The 25,952-nt window shown below is 61.5% G+C and carries 21 protein-coding genes and 1 pseudogene; 13 read left to right on the top strand and 9 right to left on the bottom strand.

All coding sequences use genetic code 11. The annotated features are described in order from the left end of the window. Window positions 1–88: 88 nt before the first annotated feature. From dsdA to HWW83_RS07800, 3 genes are all read left to right on the top strand, one after another. Window positions 89–1,426: a D-serine ammonia-lyase gene (gene dsdA, locus HWW83_RS07810; RefSeq protein ID WP_047575133.1), complete on the top strand. Its 1,338-nt coding sequence runs from the start codon at window positions 89–91 to the stop codon at window positions 1,424–1,426. A gap of 395 nt (window positions 1,427–1,821) precedes the next feature. Then, window positions 1,822–3,177 (top strand): MFS transporter, encoded by a 1,356-nt coding sequence (locus HWW83_RS07805; protein ID WP_142002457.1) that lies wholly within the window; start codon window positions 1,822–1,824, stop codon window positions 3,175–3,177. Window positions 3,178–3,189: 12 nt separating this feature from the next. Continuing rightward, a complete protein-coding gene (locus tag HWW83_RS07800) occupies window positions 3,190–4,368 on the top strand; it encodes a 4-hydroxybenzoate 3-monooxygenase (protein ID WP_016927657.1) in 1,179 nt (392 codons plus the stop codon). Between the two features lie 64 nt (window positions 4,369–4,432). On the opposite strand, the gene HWW83_RS07795 is transcribed toward HWW83_RS07800, so the two are convergent. From HWW83_RS07795 to tet(41), 4 genes are all read right to left on the bottom strand, one after another. Beyond that, entirely contained in the window at window positions 4,433–5,869 is a 1,437-nt protein-coding gene (locus tag HWW83_RS07795; RefSeq protein WP_122016607.1) for a 6-phospho-beta-glucosidase, read from the bottom strand. Between the two features lie 128 nt (window positions 5,870–5,997). Further along, window positions 5,998–6,732 (bottom strand): MurR/RpiR family transcriptional regulator, encoded by a 735-nt coding sequence (locus HWW83_RS07790; RefSeq protein WP_033643147.1) that lies wholly within the window; start codon window positions 6,730–6,732, stop codon window positions 5,998–6,000. 258 nt (window positions 6,733–6,990) lie between these two features. Further along, on the bottom strand, window positions 6,991–7,947 hold the full coding sequence (locus HWW83_RS07785; protein WP_176589186.1) for a sulfonate ABC transporter substrate-binding protein: 957 nt from the start codon (window positions 7,945–7,947) through the stop codon (window positions 6,991–6,993). A 198-nt stretch (window positions 7,948–8,145) separates the two neighbouring features. Continuing rightward, window positions 8,146–9,324 (bottom strand): tetracycline efflux MFS transporter Tet(41), encoded by a 1,179-nt coding sequence (tet(41), locus tag HWW83_RS07780; RefSeq protein ID WP_071883552.1) that lies wholly within the window; start codon window positions 9,322–9,324, stop codon window positions 8,146–8,148. 64 nt (window positions 9,325–9,388) lie between these two features. On the opposite strand from tet(41), the gene tetR reads away from it, so the two are divergent. The 5 genes from tetR to HWW83_RS07755 all read left to right on the top strand — a co-directional run bounded on the left by tetR (window position 9,389) and on the right by HWW83_RS07755 (window position 14,936). After that, entirely contained in the window at window positions 9,389–10,030 is a 642-nt protein-coding gene (gene tetR / locus HWW83_RS07775; RefSeq protein ID WP_033643144.1) for a tetracycline resistance transcriptional repressor TetR, read from the top strand. Between the two features lie 175 nt (window positions 10,031–10,205). Beyond that, complete coding sequence (locus HWW83_RS07770) at window positions 10,206–10,679, top strand: (2Fe-2S)-binding protein (RefSeq protein WP_033643143.1); 474 nt, start codon at window positions 10,206–10,208, stop codon at window positions 10,677–10,679. Next, on the top strand, window positions 10,676–12,934 hold the full coding sequence (locus HWW83_RS07765; RefSeq protein ID WP_176589185.1) for a xanthine dehydrogenase family protein molybdopterin-binding subunit: 2,259 nt from the start codon (window positions 10,676–10,678) through the stop codon (window positions 12,932–12,934). Before HWW83_RS07770 ends, HWW83_RS07765 begins: the two co-directional genes overlap by 4 nt. 28 nt (window positions 12,935–12,962) lie before the next feature. Beyond that, window positions 12,963–14,261 carry a c-type cytochrome gene (locus HWW83_RS07760; RefSeq protein WP_176589184.1) on the top strand — a complete coding sequence of 433 codons (1,299 nt, stop codon included), beginning with the start codon at window positions 12,963–12,965 and terminating at the stop codon, window positions 14,259–14,261. A gap of 69 nt (window positions 14,262–14,330) precedes the next feature. Next, window positions 14,331–14,936 carry a nitroreductase family protein gene (locus HWW83_RS07755; protein ID WP_176589183.1) on the top strand — a complete coding sequence of 202 codons (606 nt, stop codon included), beginning with the start codon at window positions 14,331–14,333 and terminating at the stop codon, window positions 14,934–14,936. 209 nt (window positions 14,937–15,145) lie between these two features. On the opposite strand, the gene HWW83_RS07750 is transcribed toward HWW83_RS07755, so the two are convergent. Next, a complete protein-coding gene (locus HWW83_RS07750) occupies window positions 15,146–16,042 on the bottom strand; it encodes a DMT family transporter (RefSeq protein WP_033650354.1) in 897 nt (298 codons plus the stop codon). Between the two features lie 129 nt (window positions 16,043–16,171). On the opposite strand from HWW83_RS07750, the gene HWW83_RS07745 reads away from it, so the two are divergent. Both HWW83_RS07745 and HWW83_RS07740 read left to right on the top strand, forming a co-directional pair. Beyond that, window positions 16,172–16,741 (top strand): helix-turn-helix domain-containing protein, encoded by a 570-nt coding sequence (locus tag HWW83_RS07745; RefSeq protein ID WP_033643138.1) that lies wholly within the window; start codon window positions 16,172–16,174, stop codon window positions 16,739–16,741. Between the two features lie 122 nt (window positions 16,742–16,863). Further along, the gene (locus HWW83_RS07740) at window positions 16,864–18,789 is read left to right on the top strand and encodes a DUF3857 domain-containing protein (protein WP_033650356.1); all 1,926 of its coding nucleotides are present in this window, start codon (window positions 16,864–16,866) and stop codon (window positions 18,787–18,789) included. Between the two features lie 38 nt (window positions 18,790–18,827). Here HWW83_RS07740 and HWW83_RS07735 read toward each other — a convergent pair whose 3' ends face one another. From HWW83_RS07735 to HWW83_RS07725, 3 genes are all read right to left on the bottom strand, one after another. Beyond that, window positions 18,828–19,184 (bottom strand): DUF1937 family protein, encoded by a 357-nt coding sequence (locus HWW83_RS07735; RefSeq protein WP_049188927.1) that lies wholly within the window; start codon window positions 19,182–19,184, stop codon window positions 18,828–18,830. 99 nt (window positions 19,185–19,283) lie between these two features. After that, window positions 19,284–20,516, bottom strand: coding sequence for an ethanolamine utilization protein EutH (eutH, locus tag HWW83_RS07730; protein WP_033643135.1), 1,233 nt, complete (start codon window positions 20,514–20,516; stop codon window positions 19,284–19,286). Then, entirely contained in the window at window positions 20,509–21,969 is a 1,461-nt protein-coding gene (locus HWW83_RS07725) for an FGGY-family carbohydrate kinase (protein WP_096242268.1), read from the bottom strand. Before HWW83_RS07725 ends, eutH begins: the two co-directional genes overlap by 8 nt. A 258-nt stretch (window positions 21,970–22,227) precedes the next feature. Between HWW83_RS07725 and HWW83_RS07720 the strand changes: the two genes are divergently transcribed. The 3 genes from HWW83_RS07720 to HWW83_RS07710 all read left to right on the top strand — a co-directional run bounded on the left by HWW83_RS07720 (window position 22,228) and on the right by HWW83_RS07710 (window position 25,728). Next, a complete protein-coding gene (locus HWW83_RS07720; protein ID WP_033643133.1) occupies window positions 22,228–23,631 on the top strand; it encodes an NAD(P)/FAD-dependent oxidoreductase in 1,404 nt (467 codons plus the stop codon). Continuing rightward, a complete protein-coding gene (locus HWW83_RS07715; protein ID WP_033643132.1) occupies window positions 23,621–24,844 on the top strand; it encodes an FAD-dependent oxidoreductase in 1,224 nt (407 codons plus the stop codon). Before HWW83_RS07720 ends, HWW83_RS07715 begins: the two co-directional genes overlap by 11 nt. Before the next feature lie 113 nt (window positions 24,845–24,957). Next, window positions 24,958–25,728 carry a DeoR/GlpR family DNA-binding transcription regulator gene (locus HWW83_RS07710; protein WP_033643131.1) on the top strand — a complete coding sequence of 257 codons (771 nt, stop codon included), beginning with the start codon at window positions 24,958–24,960 and terminating at the stop codon, window positions 25,726–25,728. Window positions 25,729–25,776: 48 nt separating this feature from the next. Here the strand turns inward: HWW83_RS07710 and HWW83_RS07705 are convergent. Further along, a pseudogene (locus HWW83_RS07705) lies at window positions 25,777–25,917 on the bottom strand (hypothetical protein); the annotation flags it as partial. Window positions 25,918–25,952: the final 35 nt, after the last annotated feature.

Raw genomic sequence — 25,952 nt, 5'->3', positions numbered from 1 at the left:
GTGCACCTCAAGCTCAGAATTTATCATTTGTCAGCCGCCGGCGTTCGCGGCAAGGTGACGGCAACGCCAACATCAGTCAGGGACACTTATGCAGAAATCACAGATCCTATCGTGGGTCGCCCAGCATCCGCTGTTGCAACGCATGGTTGCGCTAGAGCCGATCACCTGGTTCAATCCGCGCGCGACAACGCTGGCCGCAGGGTTGCCCCACGTCGGGTTGACCGCCGCCGACGTCGCTGACGCGGAGCAGCGCCTGGCGCGTTTCGCGCCTTATCTTGCCGCGGCCTTCCCGGAAACCCAACCGACAAAGGGGATCATCGAATCCGAGCTGGTGGCGATCCCGGCCATGCAGCTCGCGTTGGATCGGCGCTATGGGCAGACGTTGGGCGGGCGCCTGCTGTTGAAAAAGGACAGCCATCTGCCGATTTCCGGCTCAATCAAGGCGCGCGGCGGCATCTATGAGGTGCTGACGCACGCGGAAAAGCTGGCGCTGGAGGCGGGGCTGCTGCACACCGGCGACGACTACGCCCGGCTGTTTTCCGACGAGTTCCGTCAATTCTTCAGCCAGTACCGCATCGCCGTCGGATCGACCGGCAATCTGGGATTATCCATCGGCATCATCAGCGCCCGGCTGGGGTTTGACGTCAGCGTGCACATGTCGGCGGACGCGCGGGCGTGGAAAAAACAGAAGCTGCGCGACAATGGCGTGACGGTGGTGGAATACGCCGACGATTACGGCGTGGCGGTCGAACAAGGGCGCAAACAGGCGGCGGACGATCCGAGTTGCTTCTTTATCGATGATGAAAACTCGCAAACCCTGTTCCTCGGCTACGCGGTGGCCGGCGGCCGCCTGAAGCGGCAGTTTGCCGAACAGGGTATCGTGGTGGACGCGCAGCATCCGCTGTTCGTTTATCTGCCGTGCGGCGTCGGCGGCGGGCCGGGCGGAGTCGCCTTTGGCCTCAAGCTGGCGTTCGGCGATCATGTTCACTGCATTTTCGCCGAACCGACCCATTCCCCTTGCATGCTGCTCGGCGTCTACAGCGGGTTGCATGACGGCATTGCGGTGCAAGATCTCGGCATCGACAACCGCACGGCGGCGGACGGACTGGCGGTGGGGCGCGCCTCCGGTTTTGTCGGCCGGGCGATGGAGCGCCTGCTGAGCGCGTTTTACACCCTGAGCGACGAAGAGATGTTCGCGCTGCTCGGGCTGTTGGACAGGCACGAGCATATCCAGCTGGAACCCTCCGCCCTGGCCGGCATGCCCGGGCCGTGGCGCGTTGCCGCTCACGCGCGGCAGCTCAGCGAGCAGGGCGTGAGCGCGGAGAGCCTGGCCCAGGCGACGCATCTGGTATGGGCGACCGGCGGCGGCATGGTGCCGACGGCGGAAATGGCGAAATACCTCGCCGCCGCGCAAACGGCGCCGTGAGCCAATAGCGCCGAGGCTTGCGCTCGCTTCCTGTTTTTAGGCGGCGAGCGCGGTTTGACAAGCGCCGGTTCCCTCCGGCCCAGGGGCAACGTCAGACCGGGCGCTCATGATGTTTTTGAAATGTTAACAAAATCACAACTCCCCACGCCGCAGTCACGGCTTAAATCTCCATATCCAATTAATAGTAAATAAAATTATTTTATTTACCGCTTTCTGATGTTCGTTTATCGCACGCTTATTTTTTTAACAATATTGAAGCATTCGCCGTGGGGTGGTTTGATTTGATTGTCGATTAACGAACTATATTCCGATAATCGCACAAATTAACCCTCTCGCCGGCTCGCAGCCGGCTGTTCCGTGCGGTGAGGTTTGCCGCACTCTCTGAGGAGCAAGCCATGCCGCATGATAACAACGTAGAAATTCGAGGGTTTATCGATAACCAGCCATTTTCTCGCTACCAGTGGTTGATACTGGTTTTGTGTTTTTTGGCGGTCGCGCTGGACGGTTTCGATACCGCCATTATCGGCTTCATCGCCACGTCGCTGGTGCAGGAGTGGGGAATAGACAAAACCGCGCTGGGGCCGGTAATGAGCGCCGCGCTGGTCGGTCTGGCGGTAGGCGCGTTGGCCGCCGGCCCGTTGGCGGATCGCATCGGCCGTAAGAAAGTGCTGGTGATTTCGCTGCTGCTGTTCGGCGGCTTCAGCCTGCTGACCGCCTTCGCCGGCTCGCTTTCGACGCTGACGCTGCTGCGTTTTTTGACCGGGCTGGGACTGGGGGCGGCCATGCCGAACGCCGCCACGCTGATGTCGGAATATGCCCCTCAGCGCTGCCGAGCCCTGATGGTGAATCTGATGTTTTGCGGTTTCCCTCTCGGTTCGTCGCTGGGCGGTTTTTCTTCCGCCTGGCTGATCCCGCATTTCGGCTGGCAGAGCGTGATGGTGCTGGGCGGCGTTATGCCGTTGCTGCTGGCGCTGGTCCTGATCGCCGCCTTGCCTGAATCCGTGCGCTTCATGGTCGCGCGTGGCTATGCCGCAGAGCGCATCGCCAAGGTGCTGAAACGCATTGCGCCGATCCGAATGACGCCGTCGCCGCGCTTCATGTTGCAGGAAGAAGGGCAGGTAAAGGCAGCGTCGCCGCTGGGCATGATCTTTTCGCGTCGCTATCTGCTGGGCACGTTGATGCTGTGTCTGACTTACTTCATGGGATTGATGATCTTCTATCTGCTGACCAGTTGGCTGCCGCTGCTGATCCGTGAAACCGGCGCCTCCGTTACGCAGGCGTCGCTGATCACCGCGCTGTTTCCGCTCGGCGGGGGACTCGGCGTATTGATTATCGGTTGGTTGATGGATCGCATGAACCCGCACAAGGTGGTGGCCGTCGGCTATTTGCTGACCGGTTTGTTCGTCGGCATCATCGGCTATGTCTATACCTCTCCGCTGCTGATGGCGCTCACGGTGTTCATCGCCGGCACCTGCATGAACGGCGCCCAGTCATCCATGCCGGCCCTGGCGGCCGGGTTCTATCCCACCCAGAGCCGGGCGACCGGCGTGGCCTGGATGCTCGGTCTCGGGCGTTTTGGCGGCATTCTGGGGGCGATGAGCGGTGGCGTACTGATGCAGATGCAGCTGTCGTTCAGCACCATTTTCACGCTGTTGGCCATCCCGGCGCTGATCGCGGCGCTGGCGCTGTTCGCCAAACACCTTTCCGGCGGCTACCCGGCGCTGCCGGCGCCGCTCAACAAAATGCTATGAGGGAGTCATGCTATGCGCACACAGGTTGTGATCATCGGCGCCGGTCCGGCCGGCTTGATGTTGTCCCATCTGCTGCACCTGCAAGGTGTGGAATCGGTGGTGTTGGAAACGCGCAGCCGGGAGGCGGTGGAATCGACCATTCGCGCCGGGGTGCTCGAACAGGGGACCGTCGATCTGCTCGAGCAGACCGGATTGGGGGAGCGGATGCGGCGGGAAGGGGCGCGGCATCAGGGGATCCGCTTGGCGTTCGGCGGCCGGCAGCACCGCATCGATCTGGCCGGATTGACCGAGCGCGCCGTCACCGTCTATGCCCAGCATGAAGTCTTGAAAGACCTGATCGCTGCGCGTCTGGCTGCGCAGGGCCATCTGTTTTTCGAGGTGGAACAGGTTGAATTGAAGGCGCTGGACAGCGCGCAGCCCGAGGTTCACTACCGTCATGGCGACCAGCCGCGCCGGCTGCGCTGCGACTTTGTCATCGGATGCGACGGATTCCACGGCATCAGCCGCGCGGCGATGCCCGGCGGGCTGCGGCAGGATTACACCCGCACCTATCCGTTCGGCTGGTTCGGCATTCTGGTCGAAGCGCCGCCGTCCAGCGAAGAGCTGATCTACGCCTGCCATCCGCGCGGTTTTGCGTTGATCAGCACCCGTTCGCCCGGCGTGCAACGCATGTATTTTCAGTGCGATCCTGCGGAACAGGTCGATCAATGGTCGGACGATCGTATCTGGCGCGAGTTGGAGCAGCGGCTGGAAAACCATGAAGGCTGGACGCTGAAAAAGGGCCGCATATTTCAGAAAAACGTGGTGGGCATGCGCAGCTTCGTTACCGAACCGATGCGCTACCGGCGCTTGCTGTTGGCGGGCGACGCGGCGCATATCGTGCCGCCGACCGGCGCCAAAGGGTTGAATCTGGCCATGGCCGATGTTTGCCTGTTGTCCCAGGCGCTGGAGACGTTTTACCGGCGAGGCGACTGGCAACGGCTGGACGATTACAGCGACACCGCCTTGCAGCGGGTCTGGCGCGCCGAGCATTTTTCCTGGTGGATGACCCACATGCTGCATACCCGGCGGGAAGACACGCCTTTCGAACACCGGCTGCAACTCTCAGAGCTGCAGTACACGGTGAAATCGCGCAGTGCCATGACGATGCTGGCGGAAAATTATGTCGGGGCGCCATTCCCGGCGATATAAGCGAAAACGCCCATGCCGGGCGGCATGGGCGAGAAGGGGCGTCACCGCCCCTGAACTGCGGCGGTTACAGCTGTTCGCCGTTGCTGGCGATCACCCGACGATACCAGTCGAAGCTTTTCTTGCGCGACCGTTCCAGCGTGCCGGTGCCGTCGTCGTGTTTATCGACGTAGATGAAGCCGTAGCGCTTGCTGTACTCGCCGGTAGTGAACGACACGCAGTCGATGCAGCCCCACGGCGTATAGCCGATCAGGTCTACGCCGTCTTCAATCACCGCTTTTTTCATCTCTTCGATATGGGCACGCAGATAGTCGATGCGATAGTCATCGTTGATCCGGCCATCCGCTTCCACCTTGTCGAAGGCGCCGAAGCCGTTTTCCACGATAAACAGCGGCTTCTGGTAACGTTCATACAGCACGTTCAGCGAATAGCGCAGCCCGACCGGATCGATCTGCCAGCCCCAGTCGGAGGCTTTGACGTGCGGGTTCGGCACGTTGCCCGGGAAGCCGAACATGCCGTCGCTGCCGTCCACCGCGTTGGCCTGCAGCGCATTGCTCATGTAATAGCTGAAGCCGATGTAATCGGTGCAGCCCTCGCGCAGGATCTGCGCGTCCTGCGGCTGCATCTCGATCTTCAGCCCTTTGCGTTCCCAGTCACGCAGCAGGTAGCTGGGGTAGTAGCCGCGCATTTGCACGTCGGTATACAGATAGCGCTGGTGCATCGCTTCCACGGCGTACATCACGTCGTCCGGCTTGCAGGAATAAGGGTAGAACGGCACGCAGGCCAGCATGCAGCCGATCTTGAATTCCGGGTTGATCTGATGGCCGAGTTTGACCACCTGCGCGCTGGCGACGAACTGGTGGTGCAACACCTGGTACAGCGTCTGCTCAGGGTTGTCTTCCTGGGTGTAGTCCACGCCGGAACAGCAGTAACCGAACAGCGGGTAGCGGTAGTTACTCTGGTTGTTGATTTCGTTGAAGGTCATCCAGTACTTCACTTTTTCGCGGTAGCGGCGCATCACCACTTCGCTAAAGCGCACGAAGAACTCCACCACCCGGCGATTTTTCCAGCCGCCGTAGGCTTTTACCAAATGGTAAGGCATTTCGAAGTGGGACAGGGTGATCACCGGCTGGATGCCGTATTTCAGCAATTCGTCGAACAGGTCGTCGTAAAACTGCAGGCCGGCTTCGTTCGGCGTTGCTTCGTCGCCGTTCGGGAAAATGCGCGTCCAGGCGATCGAGGTACGAAAACACTTGAAGCCCATCTCGGCGAACAGCGCCACGTCCTGCTTGTAGCGGCCGTAGAAGTCCACCGCTTCGTGGTTGGGATAGCGATAGCCGTCGAGCACGCCGTCGGTCATCACGCGATCCACGCCGTGCGAACCGCCGGACAGCACGTCGGCGATGCTTGGCCCTTTGCCGCCCTGATCCCAACCGCCTTCAACCTGGTGCGCGGCGACCGCGCCTCCCCACAGAAAATCTTTCGGCAACTGTTTCATCGTCAATGTCTCATCTTATTTAATGAAGGGTAATAACGTTCGCGTTGCCAATAGAGTAACAAGACCGAAAGAAATGTCACGATATAACAAATCGCCGTAAAACGTGATTTGTCACAATAAAAAAACAGCCTGTTTTATTTTATCGCGTTCATTCTTCCCAGGCGCTTGCCGATGGTTTCAATAATATAAAGCACGGGAATTTGCGTAGTAATATTATGATGATCGCCGATCAAGTGTTGCGGGACGTGATAAGACAGATTGAAGTCCGCCAGCCGCGCCAGCGAAGAGGTTTCGTTGTTGGTGATGCTGATGATTTTACAGTGGTGCAGGCTGAACTGGCTGGCCAGCCGCAGGATCTCTTCGGTTTCGCCGGAAACCGACAACATGATCGCCACCGCGCTTTTATACATATCGCTGTTGACGGGATAATAAGGATCGTCGATATGAGTGCTAAATTTTCCGACGTTGGAAAAGAAACGCGCGCCATATTTCCCCAGGGCGCCGGAGGTGCTGATGCCGACGAAAATAATTCGCTCGGCGGCGGCGATATGCCGCACCGCTTCATCGAGCAGTTGATTAAATTCATCGTTGCTGACGCTTTTAAAAAAACTGAGAATTTCGCCGATGCCGGAATCGACCGGCGGCGCATCGGTTTGCTCCAGGTACAGTTTGAAACGGATGCGAAATTCCGAATAGCCGTCACACCCCATTTTTTTGCAAAATCGCAGCACGGTGGTGGTGGACACGCCGGCGGCCTCGGCCAGTTCGCGGATGGTCATGTACATCACTTGATTCTTGTGTTTGCTGACGTAGTTATAAACCATCAGCTCCAGGGCGTTGAGCGCGGCGATTGCTTTGTGGGTAAACATGAGTCGATCCGGCGGCTGAAAACGGGAAGTGTATCTGCGGGTTAACATAGCAAAATTCCCCGCTGCTGGCACTGCCGAACAAAAAAGAAAAGCCGCACCAGTCAGGGGCGGCCCAGGGTTCACGACGAACAAATAAAGCAAAACGTTCCGGAAGACATGCCATGAAAACGCGTTTCATCACACAGGGTTAGCATAGGTCAGCTTACTCCGGCGGCAAAATGCCGGTTTCTGCTTTCTAAAGCCAAAGCGCGGCAAAGGCTACGGCGCCTCGGGCTTATCTTCGGACCAGCGGGCGGCGTTGACGTCCACCTTACCCGGCAGCAGTCCGATGGCGGTGAATTTATCCGCCAACTGCTGCTGCTGTCTGAACACCTTCGGCGACATGCGCTGGCTGCCGAACGGCATGCGGGCGATGGCTCTGGCCCAAATCGCCTGATCCAGGCCGGTGCTCTGAGCGAGGATCGCCGCCGCTTCCTGCGGATGGCCGTTGGCCCAGTCGCTCAGCGCGCCGAGCTGTTGAATCACCTGCTTGGCGCTGTCCGGGTAGGTTTCGGCAAAGCGGCGGCTGGCGAGATAGAAGGTGTAGTGCGGCACCAGGCCTTCCGCGTCTTTCAGCCGGCGGGCGTTGGCATGGGTTTCCACCTCGGCGTAGTAGGGATCCCAAATCACCCAGGCGTCGACGCTGCCGCGCTGGAAGGCGGCGCGGGCATCGCTCGGCGGCAGATAGACCGGCGTGATGTCCTTGTAGCTCAAGCCGGCCTGTTCCAGCGCGCTCACCAGCAGGTAATTGACGTCCGACCCTTTGTTCAACGCCACGCGTTTGCCTTTCAGATCGGCCACGGAGCGGATCGCCGAATCCTGCGGCACCACGATGGCTTCGGTTTTCGGGCTGGGCGGCGAATGCGCCAAATAAACCAGATCGGCCTTGGCGGCTTGCGCGAAGGCCGGCGGGGCGTCGCCGGTCGCCGCCAGATCGATGCTGCCGACGTTCAACCCTTCCAACATCTGCGGGCCGGCGGGGAATTCTATCCAGCGAACCTTGACGCCCTGCGGCTCCAGGGTTTTCTCCAGCGTGCCGCGGTATTTCAGCAGCGCAAAAATGTTGGCTTTCTGGTAACCGATGGTGATTTGTTGCGGTTTCTCCTGCGCGTCGGCCGGCAGGCTAAACAGGCCGAGCAGCAGGGCGGCGATCAGCGGCGTTGTGAGTTTTCTCATCCTGATTTTCCGATAGGCGAAGTGAACGGTAGCGATGACGCGCTGGGCGTAACGCCATGAAACGGCATTTAAATTTTCCTGCGGCGGGATAAGGGCGATGATAATGAGCGGCGCAGTGGCGTGTAAAGCGCCCGCTTATGCTGAATAATGCCTTGCTTAGCCAGAAATCAGCTTAAGCGGGAGAGGGTGAGCTCGACGTTATGCCGCGTCACGCTCGCGCGAACGCGCCAGCAACAGTGGAACCAACAGATATAGGGCGGCGGCCAACGCCCAGACCAGGCCCGGCCAGACATCGCGCGTGGCGGCGTACAGCGCCGTCGCCACCAGTGGCCCCGCGACGCCGATCAGGCTGCCCATGCTGGCCAGCGTCCCTTGCAGCTCGCCCTGATGATCGTCGTCCACCTTTTGCGCCATTAACGCCTGCAGCGCGGGCAGCGCCATACCGCCCGCCGCGAAGAACGGCAGCAAGGCGAAAGGTGCCCAGCCGCGCGTGGCGATCGACAGCAGCGCCAGGCCCATTGCGTCGGCGGCCAGGCCGATCAGCAGCGCCTTGCGTTCGCCGAGCCGCGCGACCAGCGGGCCGATGGCGAAGGCCTGCGACAGCGCGTGGCAGGCGCCGTAACCGGCCAGCGACAGGCCCGCTACCATCATGCTCCAGCCGAAACGATCCTGACCGTATAAAATCCACAATGTGGCCGGCGCCTGCGAAACCAGCGCCATGATCAGGTAAATACCGGCCAGCGGCAGCAGGCCAGGCTTGCCGTGCAGCCGTCGCAATGACGAAAAGGGATTGAGGCGGATTTTCTCGGCGGCGCGGGCGCGGGGTTTACGCGATTCCGGCAGCAGGAAAAACGCCATCGCCAGGTTGACGGCGTTCATCGCCGCCGCCGCCAGGAAGGGCGCATGCAGATGCCACTCGCCCAGCGAACCGCCGAGCAGCGGGCCGACGATAAAACCGACGCCAAATACCGCGCCCACCAGGCCGAAACGCCGCGCGCGTTGACCGGCCGGCGTAATGTCGGTGACGTAAGCGGTGGCGACCGCCATGTTGGCGCCGGTGATGCCCGCCAGCAACCGGCCCAGATAGAGCCAGGCCAGCGTCGGCGCGAACGCCATCAGCAAATAGTCGGCCGCCGCGCCGGCGAGCGAGATGAGCAGCACCGGCCGCCGGCCGAAACGATCGCTCAGCGCGCCGAGGATCGGCGAGAACAGAAATTGCATTAACGCATAGGCCGCCAGCAGGGCGCCGTAGTGCAGGCTGCCGGCGTCAAGACCGCCCAGCGAACGCAACAACGCCGGCAGAATCGGCATGATCAGACCGATGCCCACCGCATCCAGCAACACCGTCAACAAAATAACCAGCATGGGTTTTTTCAAAATTGTGACTCTAACAGTGATAGAGTATTGAGTATTCCACAGTTACCCTATCAGTGATAGAGAGATGAGCGAAAAAAATACTGCGACACGTTTAACGCGAGAAACCGTCCTGCGCGGGGCGCTGGCGTTGCTGAACGACATCGGCATCGATGCCCTGAGCACCCGCCGCCTGGCGCAACATTTGGGCGTGCAATCTCCCACGCTCTATTGGCATTTCAAGAACAAGGCCGAGCTGCTGAAGGCGATGGCGGAAACCATCATGCTGGATCACCGTGAAGAGGTGCCCGCCGACATGCCCTGGCAGGATTGGGTTGTCACCAATGCCGGCAACTTCCGTCGGGCGCTGCTGGCTTACCGCGACGGCGCGCGTCTGCATGCCGGCACCCGGCCGCAGGAGCCGCAATTCGCCGTCATTGAGGCCAAGGTGGCGCTGCTGTGCCGGGCGGGGTTGACGCCGGAGCGCGCGGTAAACCTGCTGTTCGCCGTCGGGCGTTTCGTGGTGGGCTGGGTGCTGGAGGAACAGCAAATGCAGCCTGACGATCCGCTCAATGACGCCGACCGCCGCCGTTATCCGCTGCTGTGCCAAGGCTGGGAAACATTGCAGGAGAAGGGCGCGGATGCGCTGTTCGAAGCCGGGGTGCGGCTGTTGGTCGACGGCGCCGAGGCCGGACTGGCGATCGACAATAATCACGGGCGGCAATCATAAAAGCGCGCTTATCTATCGGAAATTTATAGAAAATACCCACTTTTCGTTAAAGCCATGGCGGCTACATTCCCTTAACATCGTCAAGTCTTTTGATGATAATTATTAGCACGCTGCGCAATTATTCACCGCAGTGATGTTACGGATTAAATCCGTTTGTTTAAGGGATAGTTTCACCATGGAAATCAACGTTAATGGCCGGGTGGTTCCGCTCGGCAATCTCGCGCCCGACACGCCGCTGCTGTACGTTTTACGCAACGATCTGCACTTGAATGGCCCCAAATATGGCTGCGGCCTGGGGGAGTGCGGCGCCTGCACGGTGCTGATCGACGGCGTCGCCGCGCGTTCTTGCTCAATGCCGCTGGCCGCCGTAGGAAGCAAGTCCGTCACCACGCTGGAAGGCCTGGGCACGCCGGAGGCGCTGCATCCGGTTCAGCAGGGATTTATCGATGAGCAGGCGGCGCAGTGCGGTTACTGCGCCAACGGCATGATCATGACGCTGGTCGCGTTGTTCGAACGCGAGCCGGATGCAGATGAACAAACCATCAAGAAAGAGCTGGCCTACAACCTGTGCCGCTGCGGCACCCACCTTGAGATCTTGCGCGCCGCCGAGCGCGCCCGCGATCTGCTGGCTGCGCGGAGGCAAGCATGAGCCGCCTCGAACTGACCCGCCGACAGTTGTTGCAAGCCGGCGGTGTGGTGATGGTCAGCAGTCTGCTGCCCGCGCCGTTTAACGCCTTCGCCGCCGAGACGGTTGCATCGCCTGCCGATCTGCCGCTGGATCGGGTGGACAGCTTTATCAGCCTCACCGCCGACGGCCGGGTGACGGCCTTCAATGGCCATGTCGATCTCGGCACCGGCATTCGCACCGCGCTGGCGCAGATCGTCGCCGACGAAATTTGCGTGCCGTTCGAGCACGTCACGATGATCCTCGGCGATACGCAACGCACGCCGGATCAGGGGCCGACCATCGCCAGCGCCACCATACAGGTCACGTCGGTGCCGCTGCGGCAGGCGGCGGCGCAGGTGCGACATATGCTGACGGCGCTGGCGGCCAAAGCCTTCGAACTGCCGGCCGACCAGCTGACGGCGGCGGCGGGACAGGTGTTTGTGACCAAGCACCCGGGGCGTTCCTTGAGCTATGCGCAGCTGGCGAGCGGGCAAAATCTGCATGTGACGCTGGATAAAAACGTGCCGCTGAACGGTGAACAGCAGGGCCGCTATGTCGGCCGCGCCGTCGCCCGGGTCGATATTCCGGCCAAGGTCAGCGGGGGGCTGACCTACGTGCACGACCTGCGCTTGCCCGGCATGCTGCATGGCCGGGTGGTGCGCCCGCCTTACGCAGGCGCCGACAGCAGCGCGCCGCTGGGCGGTGGCCTGTTGTCGGTGGATGAAAGTTCGATCGCGCACCTGCCGGGCATCGTGAAACTGGTGGTGATCAATGATTTCATCGGCATTGTGGCCGAGCGCGAAGAGCAGGCGATCGCCGCCATGCGCCGGCTGAAAACCGAATGGAAACCCTGGGCCGGCCTGCCGGACCTGTCGCCGGAGGCGCTGCCCGCCGCGCTGGAAGCCAACCCGAAAACCGACCGCGTGCTGCGCGATGATGCGGGCACGGACGAGGCGTTGGCATTGCTGCATACCGAAGTGCAGGCGGACTATGTCTGGCCTTACCATCAGCACGCCTCGATCGGCCCCTCCTGCGCGGTAGCGGAGGTCAAAGACGGGCGGGCGCAGGTGTGGTCCGGCACGCAAAACCCGCACGATCTGCGCAAAGATATCGCCAGGCTGCTCGAGCTGCCGTCTGAGCAGGTGCACATCACCCGCATGGAAGCCTCCGGCTGCTATGGCCGCAACTGCGCCGACGACGTCTCGGCGGACGCGGCGCTGTTGGCGCGGGCCACCGGCCGCCCGGTGCGGGTGCAGCTGATGCGTGAACAGGAATCCGGCTGGGAGCCGAAGGGCACCGGCCAACTGATCCGGGTGCGCGGCGGCCTCGACGCGCAAAATCGGGTGGCGGCTTACGAGTTGAAAACCAGCTATCCCTCCAACAATGCGGTGACCTTGCCGCTGGTGTTGACCGGCAAGGTGGCCAACCGGGCCGACGTGCAACAGATGGGCGATCGCACCGCCATTCCGCAATACGCGTATCCGCACATGCGGGTGATCTGTCAGGACGCCGCGCCGATCGTGCGGGCGTCGTGGATGCGCGGCGTTTCGGCGCTGCCCAACGTGTTCGCCCATGAATCCTGGATCGACGAGCTGGCCTGGCGCGCCGGCGAGGATCCGATCGCGTTTCGCCTGCGTTACCTGAACGATCCGCGCGCGGTGGCCTTGATTGAGGCCCTGAAGCGCCAGGCTAACTGGCAAGACGGCCCGGCGCACCGCTCGCGCGCCGCCGGGGCCGAAGTGGTGAGCGGCCGCGGCTTCGCCTATGCGCGCTATTTCCACAGCAAATTCCCCGGCTTCGGCGCCGCCTGGGCGGCCTGGGTGTGCGATCTCAGCGTCAATCGCCTTTCCGGGCAGATCACGCTCAATAAAATCTTCGTGGCGCATGATTGCGGCCGGATGATCAATCCGGCCGGGGTGCGCCATCAGGTGCACGGCAACATTATCCAATCCGCCAGCCGGGTGCTGAAAGAGTTTGTGACCTTCAACGCGTCGGGTGTGACGTCATTGGACTGGGGCGGCTATCCGATCCTGCGCTTTGACGAATTGCCGCAGATCGATATCCAACTGATCGACCGCCCGGACGAAGCGCCGATGGGCGCAGGAGAGTCCGCCTCGGTGCCGAGTGCGGCGGCGATCGGCAACGCGCTGTTTGACGCCCTCGGCGTGCGCCTGCGCGAGGTGCCGTTCACACCGGCGCGGGTGCTCGCCGCGCTGCGCGCTCAGGCCGGCCATTAACCCCCCGTAACGAACAAGGACAGCAAAGATGAGTAAGATGAAAAAAATCGTCGGGTGGGGCGGCGTCACGGTGATCGCCGTTGTGGTCGCCGGCGTGGTCGCCAGTTGGCAGCCGGAGATTGCGCCGCTCGCCGCCGATGCGACCCACAGTTTCAGCGAGACGCAGATCGCGCGCGGCAAAACGTTGGCCGATCTCGGCGACTGCGCCGTGTGCCACACCCGTGCGGGCGGCGAGCGCAACACCGGCGGGTTGGCGATGGAGATCCCCTTCGGCACCATTTACACCACCAACATCACGCCGGACGTGGAAACCGGCATCGGCAGCTGGAGCTACGCGGCGTTCGAACGCGCCATGCGCCACGGCGTCGATCGCCAGGGCCGCTATCTCTATCCGGCGTTTCCCTATACCGCCTTTACCCGCACCCGCGACGACGATCTGCAGGCGCTGTATGCCTATCTGATGTCGCAGCCGCCGGTCAAGTACCGGCCGCCGGCCACCGATCTGCACTTTCCGTTCAACATTCGCCAGGGCATCTTTGCCTGGAACCTGCTGTTCCTGACGCCGGGCGCGATGCCGGAACAGGCGACCCAAAGCGCCGACTGGAACCGCGGCGCGTACCTGGTCGAAGGGCTGGGGCACTGCAGCGCCTGCCACTCGCCGCGCAACGTGCTGTTTGGCGAGAAAACCGGTGACGAGCACCTGGCCGGCGGCGTGGCGGAGGGATGGACGGCGCCGGCGTTGACCGGCCGCTCGCCCGCGCCGCTCGCGTGGACGCAGCAGGATCTGGTCGATTTCATGCGCACCGGCTACTCGGCCAACCACGGCGTCGCCGCCGGCCCGATGGCGCCGGTGATCGAAGAAGGGCTGTCGCGCTTGCCGCAGGCCGATCTGCAGGCGATCGCCGTCTATCTGCGCAGCTATCATCCTGAAACGGCGGCGGGCGCTACGGCGACAACGTTAAACGCTCAGGCGGAGCGCCAGGTGGAGCCTCTGAGTTCGGCAGGGGCGCGGCTGTTTTCCGGCGCCTGCATGGCTTGCCATGCGCAGGAAAAAGGCGCGCAGATGGCGGGGGTGCGGCCGTCTCTGGCGCTGAACACCAACCTGTTCGCCGACGCGCCGGACAACGCCATTCGCGTGGTGCTGGACGGCATACAGCGGCCGGCGAACGCCGAGCTGGGCTATATGCCGGGCTTTCGCCATAACCTGAATGACGCGCAGATCGCCATTCTGCTCAACTATCTGCGGCAGCATTACGCCGGTCAGGCGCCGTGGCCGGACTTGGCGGCGCAGGTCAGCCGTTTGCGCGCCGAAACCGCGCAGAAATAGCCGCCTGGGGCTGGACAGCCGCGCCGCGTTGACGACAATAGACCTTTTCACATGGACAGAGGCAGTAAAATGAATACGTTAGACGCGATCCGCCAACGCCGCGCCACCAAGCAGTTCGATACGCAGCAGGTGATGACGCTCGAAGAGAAAAAAGCGCTGTTGAACATTGCGCTGCAGGGCGCTCCCAGCGCGTTTAACCTGCAGCACTGGCGCCCGCTGCTGATCGAAGATCGCGCGCAGCGCGAGAAAATTCGCGAGGCGGCGTGGGGGCAGGCGCAGGTGACCGACGCGTCGATGCTGGTCGTGCTGTGCGGCGATCTGTCGAGTTGGGAATCGAAGGTAAAAACCGTTTGGGCCGACGCGGCGGAGCCGGTGCAGCAGTTCATGATCCCGGCCGTCGATCAGTATTATCGCGGTAAACCGCAGGTGCAGCGCGACGAAGTGATGCGCAGCAGCGGCATCTTCGCCCAGACGTTGATGCTGGCGGCCAAGGCGCAGGGCTACGACTCTTGCCCGATGGACGGTTTTGATTTCGACGCGGTGGGCGAGATTATCAATAAGCCGGCGCATTATCAGATCGCGCTGATGGTCGCTATCGGCAAGGCGGCGGGGCAACCTTACCCGCGCATCGGCAAGCTGCCGTTCGACGAGGTGGTGAAAACCGATCGCTTCTGAGCTGAACGGTGAATGACAAAAGGGAAGGCTTGCGCCTTCCCTTATTTTTTTATGACGCACAGTTCATTCCAGTAACTGAAACGGATGCGCCGTTGCAGGCGGTGATGCCACATAGAACACTCCTTCTACCCTACACGGTTTAAATAAATAGCACCGCGCCGAACACAAGGCGAATGCCTTATTGTGCATAGCTTGCCCGTCGGACGGGATTAACCGATTTTACCGGCCCGGTGCGCGGCGGGCGCCCATCGCCAGCCGAAGTTCATGCCCGCGGCCGCGCCGAGAATGGCCAGCGTGCCCAGCAGCTGCAACAGGCTGAGACGGTGCCCGAACGCCGCCCAGTCCACCACGATCGCCACTGCCGGGTAGATAAACGACAGCGCGCCAACCAGAGCGGTGGGGATTTTCTGGATAGCGCCATAGAGCAACGTGGACATCACCCCGGTATGCACCAGGCCGAGGGTCGCCAGCAGCAGCCAGTCGAGCGGTTCTGCGGGAAGGTGGGCCAGACCGGCGAACGGCGCCATCGCCACCGCGCCAACGGTCAGTTGAATCAACACGATGAGCTGCGGCGGCAACGCGGCCAGCTGTTTGACGATCGCTGCCGCCAGGGCGTACATCAGGGCCGCACCGAGCGCCAGCGCCACGCCCAGCAGATAGTCGCCATCGCCGCCACCGCTCTGCCGGCCGGTGACGATCAACACCATCCCGGCGAACGCCAGCAGAAGCCAGCCCAGCCGATTAGCCGTCAGTTTTTCGCCGAACAGCAGCGCTCCCAGCGCCACCAACATAAACGGTTGAACATGGTAGGTCACGGTGGCGACAGCGATCGAGGCATGCGCATAGGCGGCAAACAATAGCGTCCAGTTGAGCACCAGCGCGAGGCCCCCCAGGACGGCGAAAGCCAGCTGCCGCCGGTTGATGGCGCCTGATTTCAGTTGCCCAAGCGCGGCGCAGGTGGCCAGCATCGCCAGCGCGCCGAACGCGCAGCGCCAAAACACCACCGTGGCGGGCGGCTGCCCTAACACGATCACCGGCCAACCGACGGTGCCGGAGATCGTCATGGCGAGGATCATTTGCACTGCGCCGCGCGTTTTCGTTTTCATGTCGTTTCCCTCGCGGCCTGACCGTGCTTGTGGTGAAGTCGCTTAATCATTAAAATGAACAATCGAACATTATGATGAACATGGTTGACGGCGTTCGTCAAGTCGAACAAATGAATGGTATAACGAACAATGAGCGAGAGCCTAATGCAGAACATCACGCCGATCGGCCTCTTGTCGGCGGCAATCCGCCGTGAGCGGGAGCGATTGAACCTGTCCGTCACCGAACTGGCGAAGCGCGCGGGTATCGCCAAGTCCACGTTGTCGCAGCTCGAAGCCGGCAGCGGTAATCCCAGTCTGGAAACGCTGTGGGCGTTGGCGATGGCGCTGGATGTGCCGGTCAGCCGACTGATTTCGCAACCCAGCAGGCAGGTGCAAGTGATCCGCGCTCATGAGGGGACCGCGGCGGTGTCAGAGCAGGGCAACTACGCCGCCACGTTGCTGGCCACTTGTCCACCGGGCGCGCAGCGCGACATTTACCGGCTGCGGGTGCAGCCCGGCGAAGTCAAACTTTCCCGGCCGCATCCGCCGGGCACCGTCGAGCATGTGATCATCAGCAGTGGACGGGCGCGCCTTGGCCCGGCGGATCAGCCGCAGGTGCTGAGCGCCGGGGATTACATCAGTTACTCCGCCGATCGCGAGCACGTTTTCGAGGCCCTGGAGCCGGAGACCACCGCTGTGATGCTGATCGAGCAGGGCTAGCACGGCGTTGACGGTTCGTTTATTGAAAATGATTCTCAATTATATTAGTGTGCCCGCCTGTTTTGACGCCGGGGCAGACGCGTAGCCCGGCGTCGCCGTTTGTTGCCCTTCAAGGACCGAAGATGAAAATCGCTATTCCTTCCATACTGTTACTCGCCGGTTTGACGGCGACGCACCCGGCCACCGTGTTGGCCGCTGCACCGCCCGCCGCGGCGGATCAGGGCCAGAACGACACGGCCAACAACGATTTCAGCTTCGTGCGCTATCGCGCGGATTACCGCGTTAACGCCAACGCCACCAACGTGAAGACGGAAAGCTACGAAGTGCTGCTGAAAACCAAGGCGGCGGTCGAAAAATTCAGCCAGATCCGCCTGAGCTACAGCGAGAAAATGGAAACGCTGGAGGTGGTCGCCGCCTATACGCTGACCGCCGACGGCCAGCGCCACGATGTGGCGCCCGATCGCATTTATACCCAGGAAAGCTATTCCAGCGCCACGGCGCCGCTGTATGCCGATCGCAAGGTGCGCGTCATCGTGTTCTCCAACCTGGCGCCGGGCTCGCGCGTGGTGTACGAACTGCGCCGCACGCAGAACACCCCGTATTTCCCTGACTATTTCGGCCTGTGGGAGACGTTCAGCGTTTTCGATCAGTTCGACGACGCCGAAGTGACCCTGCAGGCGCCGGCCAAGCTGCCGATGCATATCTTCACGCGCGGCGTCGAGGGCGGGGACCAACCGCAAATCCGCAACGGCCAGGCGCACTGGCGCTGGCATTATTCGCGCAGCGCGCCGATGAAGGCGCAAAACTGGGCGGCGGACAGCTGGACCTTCAGCCCGACCATCATGGCCAGTACCTACCGCGAGTGGCCGCAGTTGGCCAAGGCCTACCAGCTGAAGGCCGGCGCGGCGGCGAAGGTGACGCCGGGCATTCAGGCGCTGGCGGACAATATCACCGCCGGTATCAGCGATCGGCGCGAGCAGGCGGAGGCCCTCTATCGCTGGGTGGCGCAAAACATTCGCTACGTGGCGGTGTACCTGGGCAACGGTGGGCTGGAGCCGAATTCGGCGCAGAGCATTCTCGATAACCATTACGGCGACTGTAAGGATCACGTGGTGATCCTGGAGGCGCTGCTCGCCGCCAAAGGCATTGAAAGCTCGCCGGTGCTGATCGGCATGGATGAAGGCCCGATACTGCCTAAAGTGCCGCTGCTTGGCCGCTTCAATCACGCCATCACCTACGTGCCGGAATTCAAACTGTACCTCGATTCCACCAATCCCTGGGCGCGTTTCGGGCAACTGCCGGAGGGCGATTTGGGCGCGCCGGTGCTGCTGACGCGCGACGCCAGGCTGGCGCGCACGCCGGGCAGCGATGAGCAGCCGGTCAAGAGCGCGCTGAACGTCGATTTCGTGTTCGACAAGGCGGGCAATCTGCGCGGACAGACCGAGCGCCGGCTGAGCGAAGTGGAAGAAATTGACCTGCGGGGCTACTTCTCACAGATCAACCGTCAGAATCGGGCGCAGGCCGAAGCGACGATCATGTCCGCTTCCGGTATCGACGGCAACGGCGAAGTGGCGATGAACAGCGATCCGCTGGATCTCAAAAAGCAGTTCGGCTATCGCTTCCGCTTCAAGGCGGACGACTACGTCGATTTCGGCGTGGTGGGCGGCATGACGTTGCCCAACCCGCCCGGCGGCAAATCGTTCCGCACGCTGTATACCACCACGGCGGCGCCGGGCAACGAAACACCGTTCTACTGCACCGCGCAGCGCTACGACGAAACCTACCGTCTGCAGCTGCCGGCCAACGTGCCGATCATCGCCATTCCGAAAGATCGGCAATTCCGCAATGCGGCGGGCGACTATCGCGTCGAGTGGCGGCGCGACGGGCAGCAGGTGACCGTCAATCACCGCCTGCAGGTGAATGCCATTCGCGGCAAGGAAGCGCTGTGCCAGGCGCAGGATTACCCGGCATTCCGCGAGCTGTTCCAGCAGGTGCGGCGCGGTTTCCGCGGCCAGGTGGTGTACGGTGAATTGGCCAACGGCAAATAGGCCGCTGCCCCGCTGCGTCAAGCGGCGGGGCGCACGCCTCAGTTGAACTCGCTCGCGACCTCGGACCACAGGCTGACGCGGCAGCCGCGCGCCGCGAAAGCGTCCATCTCGCGTTTGATGCCGCCGCTCTCTTGCCAACCCGGCAAGTCGAGCACGATCAACTCATCCATCGCCGCCATGAACAGGGCGTCGATCGGCGCCCACAGCTTGCCGATGGCGGTTTTGTCTAGCTCTTGCAAACACTGGTTGATCGGATGCGACATGCTGACCTGGCTAAAAACGGCGCTGCCGGCGCGCACGATAGCGGCGGCGACGTCGTTGCACGCCATAAAGCGTTGCTGCACGACGTTGGCGTCGGCGTGGCTGTAGGGGCAGGCTAAAAATATTTTTCTCATTAGCGTTTGTTCTCTCAATAATTGTTGTCAGGGACGAAAAAAGGGCGCAGCTTCCCCGTGAGGCGGCGCCCCGTTTATTTTTATGGCTTAGGGGTAAATTTAACGAGCGGCGGCGGCGATGGCCGTCGATTGCCTTTGCGTCTGTTCTTTTTCCAGCAATTCAGCCTCCGGCACCGAAATTTTTATGGCGATCAGCACGGCGATCATGCCACCGAGGAATTTGCCCATCATGATCGGCAACACCAGCGAAGGTTGGAAGTTGGCGGTAAACGCCAGGTGATCGCCCAACGTGGCCTGTGCGCAGATGCCGAAGGCCACGCACAGCACCTTATCGCGGGCGCGCATGCCTTTGAACAGGTGATAAACGGCGATGATATTGGCCAATACCATAATAAAGCCCAGCGCGCCGGTATCCGATAAACCGAGCTTTTTACCGATAAAATGCATCGGCTTGCGGCAATAGCGCTGGAATAAATAACAAATGGGGAATGTGCCCGCCAACATAATGCCGATATAACCGGCGATCTCGATAGCGCGGAATAATTCGTCTTTGTCGGCAAATAATGGATCGAATACCCAGCCGCCGAACACCTTTTTAAACACACCGGTGAAATGCTCGATGATGCACAGCGCCAACACCAGCTTGATAAAGGCATCCGCCGCCTTGCCGAAGATCAGGAATCCTTTCACCATCGCCGCCGGCCGCAGCTTCAGCCCCAACGCCAGCAGGAAGCACAGGGCGAACAGCGGGGACAGCAGCCGCAGCGCCTGCAGCAAGTCCAGCTGCAGATAGTGCGCGGCAGGTGACGTGGTGGAGATAATCTCCCTGACCGGCAGGTTATTGAAGGTGATGGTCACCAGGGCGATCAGCACGGCGAACGGAATGCTGATCAGGCCTGCCATGGCACCCAGCGCCAGATATTTATGGTCGTCGCGGTTCAGCATGATAAGCCCGACCGGGATCAGGTACACGATGCTGGCACCCGAGGTGTAGCCCACCAACATGGCGACGATCCACATATCGCGGTTGGCGGCAATGGCGTCGGCCAGCTGATAGCCGCCCATGTCCACGGCGATCACCGCCAGCGCCGCGATCGAGGCGTCGGAGCCGAGCGCCGAGAAGAAGGGGCCGATGCTGTACATGATCAGGTAAGAGATGATCGGGATTGCGGCCATGATGCCAGCCTGGGCGAGAAACACCGGGCCGATGGCGTGAATGCCGTTGACGAATTCGCGTCCCAGCTCGCCTTCCGGTTTGACGATCGACGCCAGCGCACCGATCAGAGTGCCGGCCATGATGATATAGATGATGAAATTACCGAACTCAGCCATGGTGTTCCTCCTGCGATGAACGTAAGCCGCGCGAGCGCGCGATGATTTCCTGATAGCGGGCAAACCAGCCCGCCATATCGACCTCGGCGGGTTCCGTCACTTCATAGCGGTTGAGCACCTTGAGCGGATGTTCCACCCCCAGTCCTTTACGCGCCAACAGCGCAACGCCTTGGGCGGTGATCTCCTTATTGGTGGGAGAGACGATGCGCTTTTGGATCAGGTTGGCGAGAAACTGCGTGAAATAGCGGTTGGCGGACAGGCCGCCGTCCACCGAAATGCTGTCGCCGATCGGTTTCAGTTTATCCATGGCGTTGATCACCTCGGCGGAACGCATGGCGATGCCTTCGAGGATCGACTGCAGCAGATCCTTGCGCTCGGTCTCCAGCGACAGCCCGGCCCACATCCCGGCGGCGGAGCGGTCCCAGTACGGGCAAGCCAGTCCGGAGAGCGCGGGCACAAAGGCCAGGCCGCGCGCGATGGCCGGCTGAGAGGGGAAGTCGCCGAATTCATCGAAATCGTTGAACAGGCCGATCTTTCTCGCCCAGTTAATGGCGGAGGCGGCGTTATAAACGCCGCCGTCCAGGCCATACACCGGCTCGCTGTCGGGCAGCTTCCAGCACAGCGTGGGCAACAGGCCGGACTCGCCGGCATCGATCGGGCGCGGCCCGGTGATCGCCTGTAAAAAGGCGCCGGTACCGAAGGTGATCTTCATCTGCCCCGGTTGATGGCAGCCGTGGCCGTATGTACCGGCAAACTGGTCGACGATGCAGGCCGTCAGCGGCACCGGTTTGCCGTTGAGCGCGACGTCGCCGAAGTGGCCGATGTTGTCTCTGACCTCGGGCAGGCTGTCGATCGGCACGCCGAACAAACGGCACAGCTCCTCATCCCACTGCAGGGTATGAATGTTGAACAACGAGGTGCGCGAGGCCGAGTTATAGTCGGTAAGATGCCGGCCGCACAGGTGGAACAGGAAGAAGGCGTCCATGGTGCCGAGCCGCAGGCGGCCGCGTTGCGCCAATTGCCTGGCGCCCGGGGCGTTGTTCATCAGCCAGCCCATCTTGCTGGCTGAGAAGTAGGTATCGAGCGGCAGACCGGTTTTCGCCGTCACCAGCGGCTCAACGCCTTCGCGTTTCAGCCGCTGGATCTCCGGCTCGGTGCGCTGATCTTGCCAAACGATGGCGTTGTACAGCGGCAGGCCGCTGTCGGCGTCCCAGGCCAGCAGGCTTTCGCCCTGATGCCCTAAACCGATGGCGTCCACCATGTCGCACTGGCTGAGACAGCGGCGGATATTCGCCAAAATCTCCAGGGCGTCGTGTTCCACCCAGCCCGGATTGGGGGTGATCTGCTTGTGCGGCATGCTGGCCGGTGAATGGTGCCTGCCGTCTTCGCCGAACACCACGACCCGGGTGCCGGTGGTCCCCTGATCAATCGCGGCATAACGTTGATTCATCATTGCTTCGCTCTCTTATAGGTTTTGTTTTTTTATTGTGCCTGGTGTTGGTTGTGTGACTGTTTTAATAATCTATCTTCAATTTCACACACAAAAGCAACATAAATCACAAGATAAAATAACCCCGCGTGATCGACCTCATACTTTTTGCTTATCACCGCCTTTTGCGGCTTTTTTTTGGGAGTTATGTTGTTTTTGTCATTTCAAATGCGGTTATTGTGTGGTTTTATTGTGGTTATCACATCAAAACGGGACATCAGCATGATGGAAGAACAAACGGGTTGGGACATTGTCGTGATTGGCGGCGGTGTGGTCGGGTGTGCGGTATTCCGCAAATTCTGCCTGATGGGCGCCCGTACGCTGCTGTTGGAAAAAGGGGGCGATATCCTGTCCGGCGCCAGCAAAGCCAACAGCGCGCTGCTGCATACCGGCTTCGATGCGCCCAGCGGCAGCCTGGAACTGCATTGCATGCAGGCCGGGTACCGGGAATTTATCGCCATCCGTGAACGAATGAATCTGCCGCTGTTGCCCACCGGCGCGCTGGTCGTGGCTTGGGACGAGCAGCAGTTGGCGGCGCTGCCCGCGATTGTGCAACAGGCGCACGACAACGGCGTGCTGGACGTGGCGCAGATCGACGCCGCCGAGCTGTATCGCCGTGAGCCGCAGCTGGCACCCGGCGCGTTGGCGGCGGTAGAGGTGCCGGGCGAGAGCGTGATCGATCCCTGGAGCACGCCGCTGGCTTACCTGACACAGGGCGTTAAACACGGCGGCGACTATCGCTTCAATACCGAGGTGACCGGCGCCGAACACTTGCCGACCGGCTGGCGGCTAACCAGCAACCGGGGCGAGTTTCACGGCAAAATCGTCATCAACTGCGCCGGCAATCAGGGCGACCGGGTAGAAAGTTTCTGCCATCAGCCCGAGTTTGAAATTCGCCCGCGCAAAGGGCAGTTCCTGGTGTTCGACAAGGCCGCCGCCGGGCAGGTCAACGCCATTATCCTGCCGGTGCCGACGACGATCACCAAAGGGGTGCTGCTGTCGAAAACCATCTTCGGCAATTTGCTGCTCGGGCCGACCGCCGAAGAACAGCAGGATCGCGAGACGGCGACGGTGGACGAAACCAAAATGCGCGAGCTGATCGAACAGGGGACGCGATTGCTGCCCACGCTGGCGAATTACAGCGTCACCGCCAGCTATGCCGGATTACGCCCGGCGACTGAACAGAAACACTACCGCATTCAGCACTATCCCGATCGGCAGTGGATCTGCGTGGCGGGCATTCGCTCCACCGGCCTGACGGCGGCGCTGGGCATCGCGCAATATGTGGAACAGCTCTATCGCGACCACTTTACGCCGTGCTTCACGCCAAAAACGCCGGAGACCGTGTATTGGCCGCAAATGCCGATGCTTGCCGACTACGCGCTGCGCGATTACGCGCGCCCGGACAACGGCGGCATCGTTTGCCACTGCGAGCTGGTGACCCAGCGGGAGATCGAGGCGGCGTTCGATTCCGCCGTGCCGCCAGAGTGCATCGGCGGGCTGCGGCGCCGCACGCGCGTGATGATGGGGCGCTGCAACGGTTTTTATTGCAGCAGCCGGGTGGCGGAAATGGTAGGCGATCGTTTTGGCCAGACGCTGGCCGTAGGGAGCATTGATGAAAACTGAGTATCAGGTGGCGATTGTCGGTGCCGGGCCGGCCGGGATCGCAGCGGCGACCGCGTTGCGGCAGGCGGGGATCGAGGATGTGGTGCTCCTGGAACGGGAACGGCAGGCGGGCGGTGTGCCCAGACACTGTCGGCACCCCACCTTTGGGCTGCAAACGTTTTATAGGCCGATGCTGGGATCCACCTATGTCGATAAAATACTGGCGCGCGCCGGGCAGGTGGAGATCCGTACCGGCGTGACGGTGCTCGCCATCAAGCCGGACGGCGAGCTGACCATCACGGACTGCCGCGGCGTCAGCACCTTGAAAGCGCAGCGGGTGATCCTGGCGACCGGCGTGCGCGAGACGCCGCGCCATCCGCGTCTGGTGAGCGGGCTGCGGCCGCAGGGCGTACTCACCGCCGGTGCACTGCAGCAGTTCGTCTATCTGCGCGGGCTGCAGCCGGGCAAGGCGCCGGTGGTGATCGGCACCGAGCTGGTCAGTTTCTCCGCGCTGTGGACGCTGCGTAACGCCGGCGTACGCGCCGTCGCCATGATTGAAAGCGGCGGCAGACCCGTCGCCTGGCGTCTGAGCGCGCTCTATGCGCGTCTGATGGGAGTGCCGATCCACTACTATTCGCGTGTGACCGATATTGCCGGCCGCGATCGGGTTGAATCTATAGAAGTGGAAAATCGCCAGGGGGAGAAACGGCGCATCGCCTGCGACAGCCTGATCTTCACCGGCCGCTTCACTGGGGAGTATACGCTGATCCGCCAGAGCCACCTGGCGCAGCGGCCGGACAGCGGCTGTCCGTTGACCGATCAGTTCGGCCGCTGTTCCGACGCCGCCTATTTCGCCGTCGGCAACATGTTGCACCCGGCGGACATGGGCGACCAGTGTTATCAGGAAGGGCTGCGCGTCGGCGAGGCCGTTGCCCATTCGCTGCAGCGCACGCTGCCGCCGGCGCGGCAAATCCTGCCGGTGCGGCACGACGAACGGATACGTCTGACTGCGCCCGCCCGTGTGGCGCTGATCGGCAATCCCGCCACGGTCACGATCAATATGCGCGTGGAACAGGCGGTGTCCGGTTCGGTGGTGGTGCGGTTGGGGGAGAAAGTGCTGTACCGCAAAACGCATCGTTGCCTGCCTGAACGGCGGATCCTGCTGCGCAATATCGTCTTGCCAGCCGAGGCTGAGCGTGATGCGCTGCACATCAGCATAGAATCCGCCGGGTGAACGACGGCAACGGCTTGCGTCTAACGCCCTGAAACCCGTAGTATTCCGTCAGTTAACGCCGCAAGTCTCGGCGGAGGCAGTCACTCTTACTAAAGGCAGCGAGTGTAATGTGAATGGATATCTCTAATTCCGTGGAAAGGCGCAATGAAATACTGGCGCTGATCCAGGCCAACGGCCGGGTTTACGTGAATGAGCTGGCGGATAAATTCCAGGTTTCGCAGGAAACCATTCGGCGCGACCTGAACAAGCTGGAAGACTATCGGCTGATCAAGAAGATCCACGGCGGCGCGGTGAGCAGCCAGTTTAAATTCGAGCATGAATTCAACGAGCGGGCCAAAATCGCCGAGGCCGAGAAGCGCGCCATCGCGGAGAAAGCGGCGACGCTGCTCCAACCGGGCGATACGGTGTTCGTGGATTTCGGCTCCACCACGCTGGAGTTTGCCCGGCAGTTGGCGACGATCGATCAACTGACGGTCATCACCAACTCGCCGCTTATCGCCAACGTCTGTCTGGAAAATGACTCCATTGACGTGGTGCTGATCGGCGGGCAGTTCATCGACTCCAAAATGGCGTGCCTGGGCGCGATCGCATTGAATAATATCGAGGCGTTTTTCGCCGACTACGCCATCATCGGCGCCGGCGCGGTCAATCTGCAGACCGGCGTGATGGATCAGAACGTCAATGAAGCGGCCATCGCGCGCAAAATGATTGCCCAGAGCCGCAAGTGCATCGTGCTGGCCGACGAAAATAAGCTGCGCGGACATGCGATGACGCTGGTGGCCAAATGGCCCGAGGTCGATTATCTGGTGACCTCCGACAGCGGTAATGCATTAGAGGGCTTGGTTTTCCCCGCCAACGTTAATGTGTTGGTGGCGCAGGTATAAAGGGTGAGAAGCCTTTCTCCATGCGGAGAAAGGCTCAAACCGCTTCCGTCAGGCGATATCGACCGCGCGCACCTCTTTGGATCTCAACTTCACGCGGATCGGCACCGATTTATACGAAGGCGTGCCGCTCTCCTCATCGATGTAATGCAGCGGCACCAGCACGTTGGCCTCCGGGTAGTAGGCGCCGACTAACAATGTTATTGAACGCTATGAAGATGCAGGTA

The sequence above is a fragment of the Serratia ureilytica genome (assembly GCF_013375155.1).
Classification (GTDB): domain Bacteria; phylum Pseudomonadota; class Gammaproteobacteria; order Enterobacterales; family Enterobacteriaceae; genus Serratia; species Serratia ureilytica.
This window is presented reverse-complemented; position numbering and strand designations above follow the sequence as displayed.

What these genes read in the sequence shown, in the direction of transcription:
- HWW83_RS07790 (WP_033643147.1), bottom strand. Translation starts at nt 6,732, where the DNA reads ATGTTTACCCACAAAGCAATCGCCGCGCTCAACGCCCTGGAGCTGATG.
- HWW83_RS07785 (WP_176589186.1), bottom strand. Translation starts at nt 7,947, where the DNA reads ATGAGAAAACTCACAACGCCGCTGATCGCCGCCCTGCTGCTCGGCCTG.
- HWW83_RS07735 (WP_049188927.1), bottom strand. Translation starts at nt 19,184, where the DNA reads ATGAGAAAAATATTTTTAGCCTGCCCCTACAGCCACGCCGACGCCAAC.
- HWW83_RS07750 (WP_033650354.1), bottom strand. Translation starts at nt 16,042, where the DNA reads ATGAAAACGAAAACGCGCGGCGCAGTGCAAATGATCCTCGCCATGACG.
- HWW83_RS07770 (WP_033643143.1), top strand. Translation starts at nt 10,206, where the DNA reads ATGGAAATCAACGTTAATGGCCGGGTGGTTCCGCTCGGCAATCTCGCG.
- eutH (WP_033643135.1), bottom strand. Translation starts at nt 20,516, where the DNA reads ATGGCTGAGTTCGGTAATTTCATCATCTATATCATCATGGCCGGCACT.
- HWW83_RS07710 (WP_033643131.1), top strand. Translation starts at nt 24,958, where the DNA reads ATGGATATCTCTAATTCCGTGGAAAGGCGCAATGAAATACTGGCGCTG.
- HWW83_RS07755 (WP_176589183.1), top strand. Translation starts at nt 14,331, where the DNA reads ATGAATACGTTAGACGCGATCCGCCAACGCCGCGCCACCAAGCAGTTC.
- HWW83_RS07805 (WP_142002457.1), top strand. Translation starts at nt 1,822, where the DNA reads ATGCCGCATGATAACAACGTAGAAATTCGAGGGTTTATCGATAACCAG.
- HWW83_RS07740 (WP_033650356.1), top strand. Translation starts at nt 16,864, where the DNA reads ATGAAAATCGCTATTCCTTCCATACTGTTACTCGCCGGTTTGACGGCG.
- HWW83_RS07720 (WP_033643133.1), top strand. Translation starts at nt 22,228, where the DNA reads ATGATGGAAGAACAAACGGGTTGGGACATTGTCGTGATTGGCGGCGGT.
- tetR (WP_033643144.1), top strand. Translation starts at nt 9,389, where the DNA reads ATGAGCGAAAAAAATACTGCGACACGTTTAACGCGAGAAACCGTCCTG.
- HWW83_RS07715 (WP_033643132.1), top strand. Translation starts at nt 23,621, where the DNA reads ATGAAAACTGAGTATCAGGTGGCGATTGTCGGTGCCGGGCCGGCCGGG.
- HWW83_RS07745 (WP_033643138.1), top strand. Translation starts at nt 16,172, where the DNA reads ATGAGCGAGAGCCTAATGCAGAACATCACGCCGATCGGCCTCTTGTCG.
- HWW83_RS07760 (WP_176589184.1), top strand. Translation starts at nt 12,963, where the DNA reads ATGAGTAAGATGAAAAAAATCGTCGGGTGGGGCGGCGTCACGGTGATC.
- HWW83_RS07800 (WP_016927657.1), top strand. Translation starts at nt 3,190, where the DNA reads ATGCGCACACAGGTTGTGATCATCGGCGCCGGTCCGGCCGGCTTGATG.
- dsdA (WP_047575133.1), top strand. Translation starts at nt 89, where the DNA reads ATGCAGAAATCACAGATCCTATCGTGGGTCGCCCAGCATCCGCTGTTG.
- HWW83_RS07725 (WP_096242268.1), bottom strand. Translation starts at nt 21,969, where the DNA reads ATGATGAATCAACGTTATGCCGCGATTGATCAGGGGACCACCGGCACC.
- HWW83_RS07765 (WP_176589185.1), top strand. Translation starts at nt 10,676, where the DNA reads ATGAGCCGCCTCGAACTGACCCGCCGACAGTTGTTGCAAGCCGGCGGT.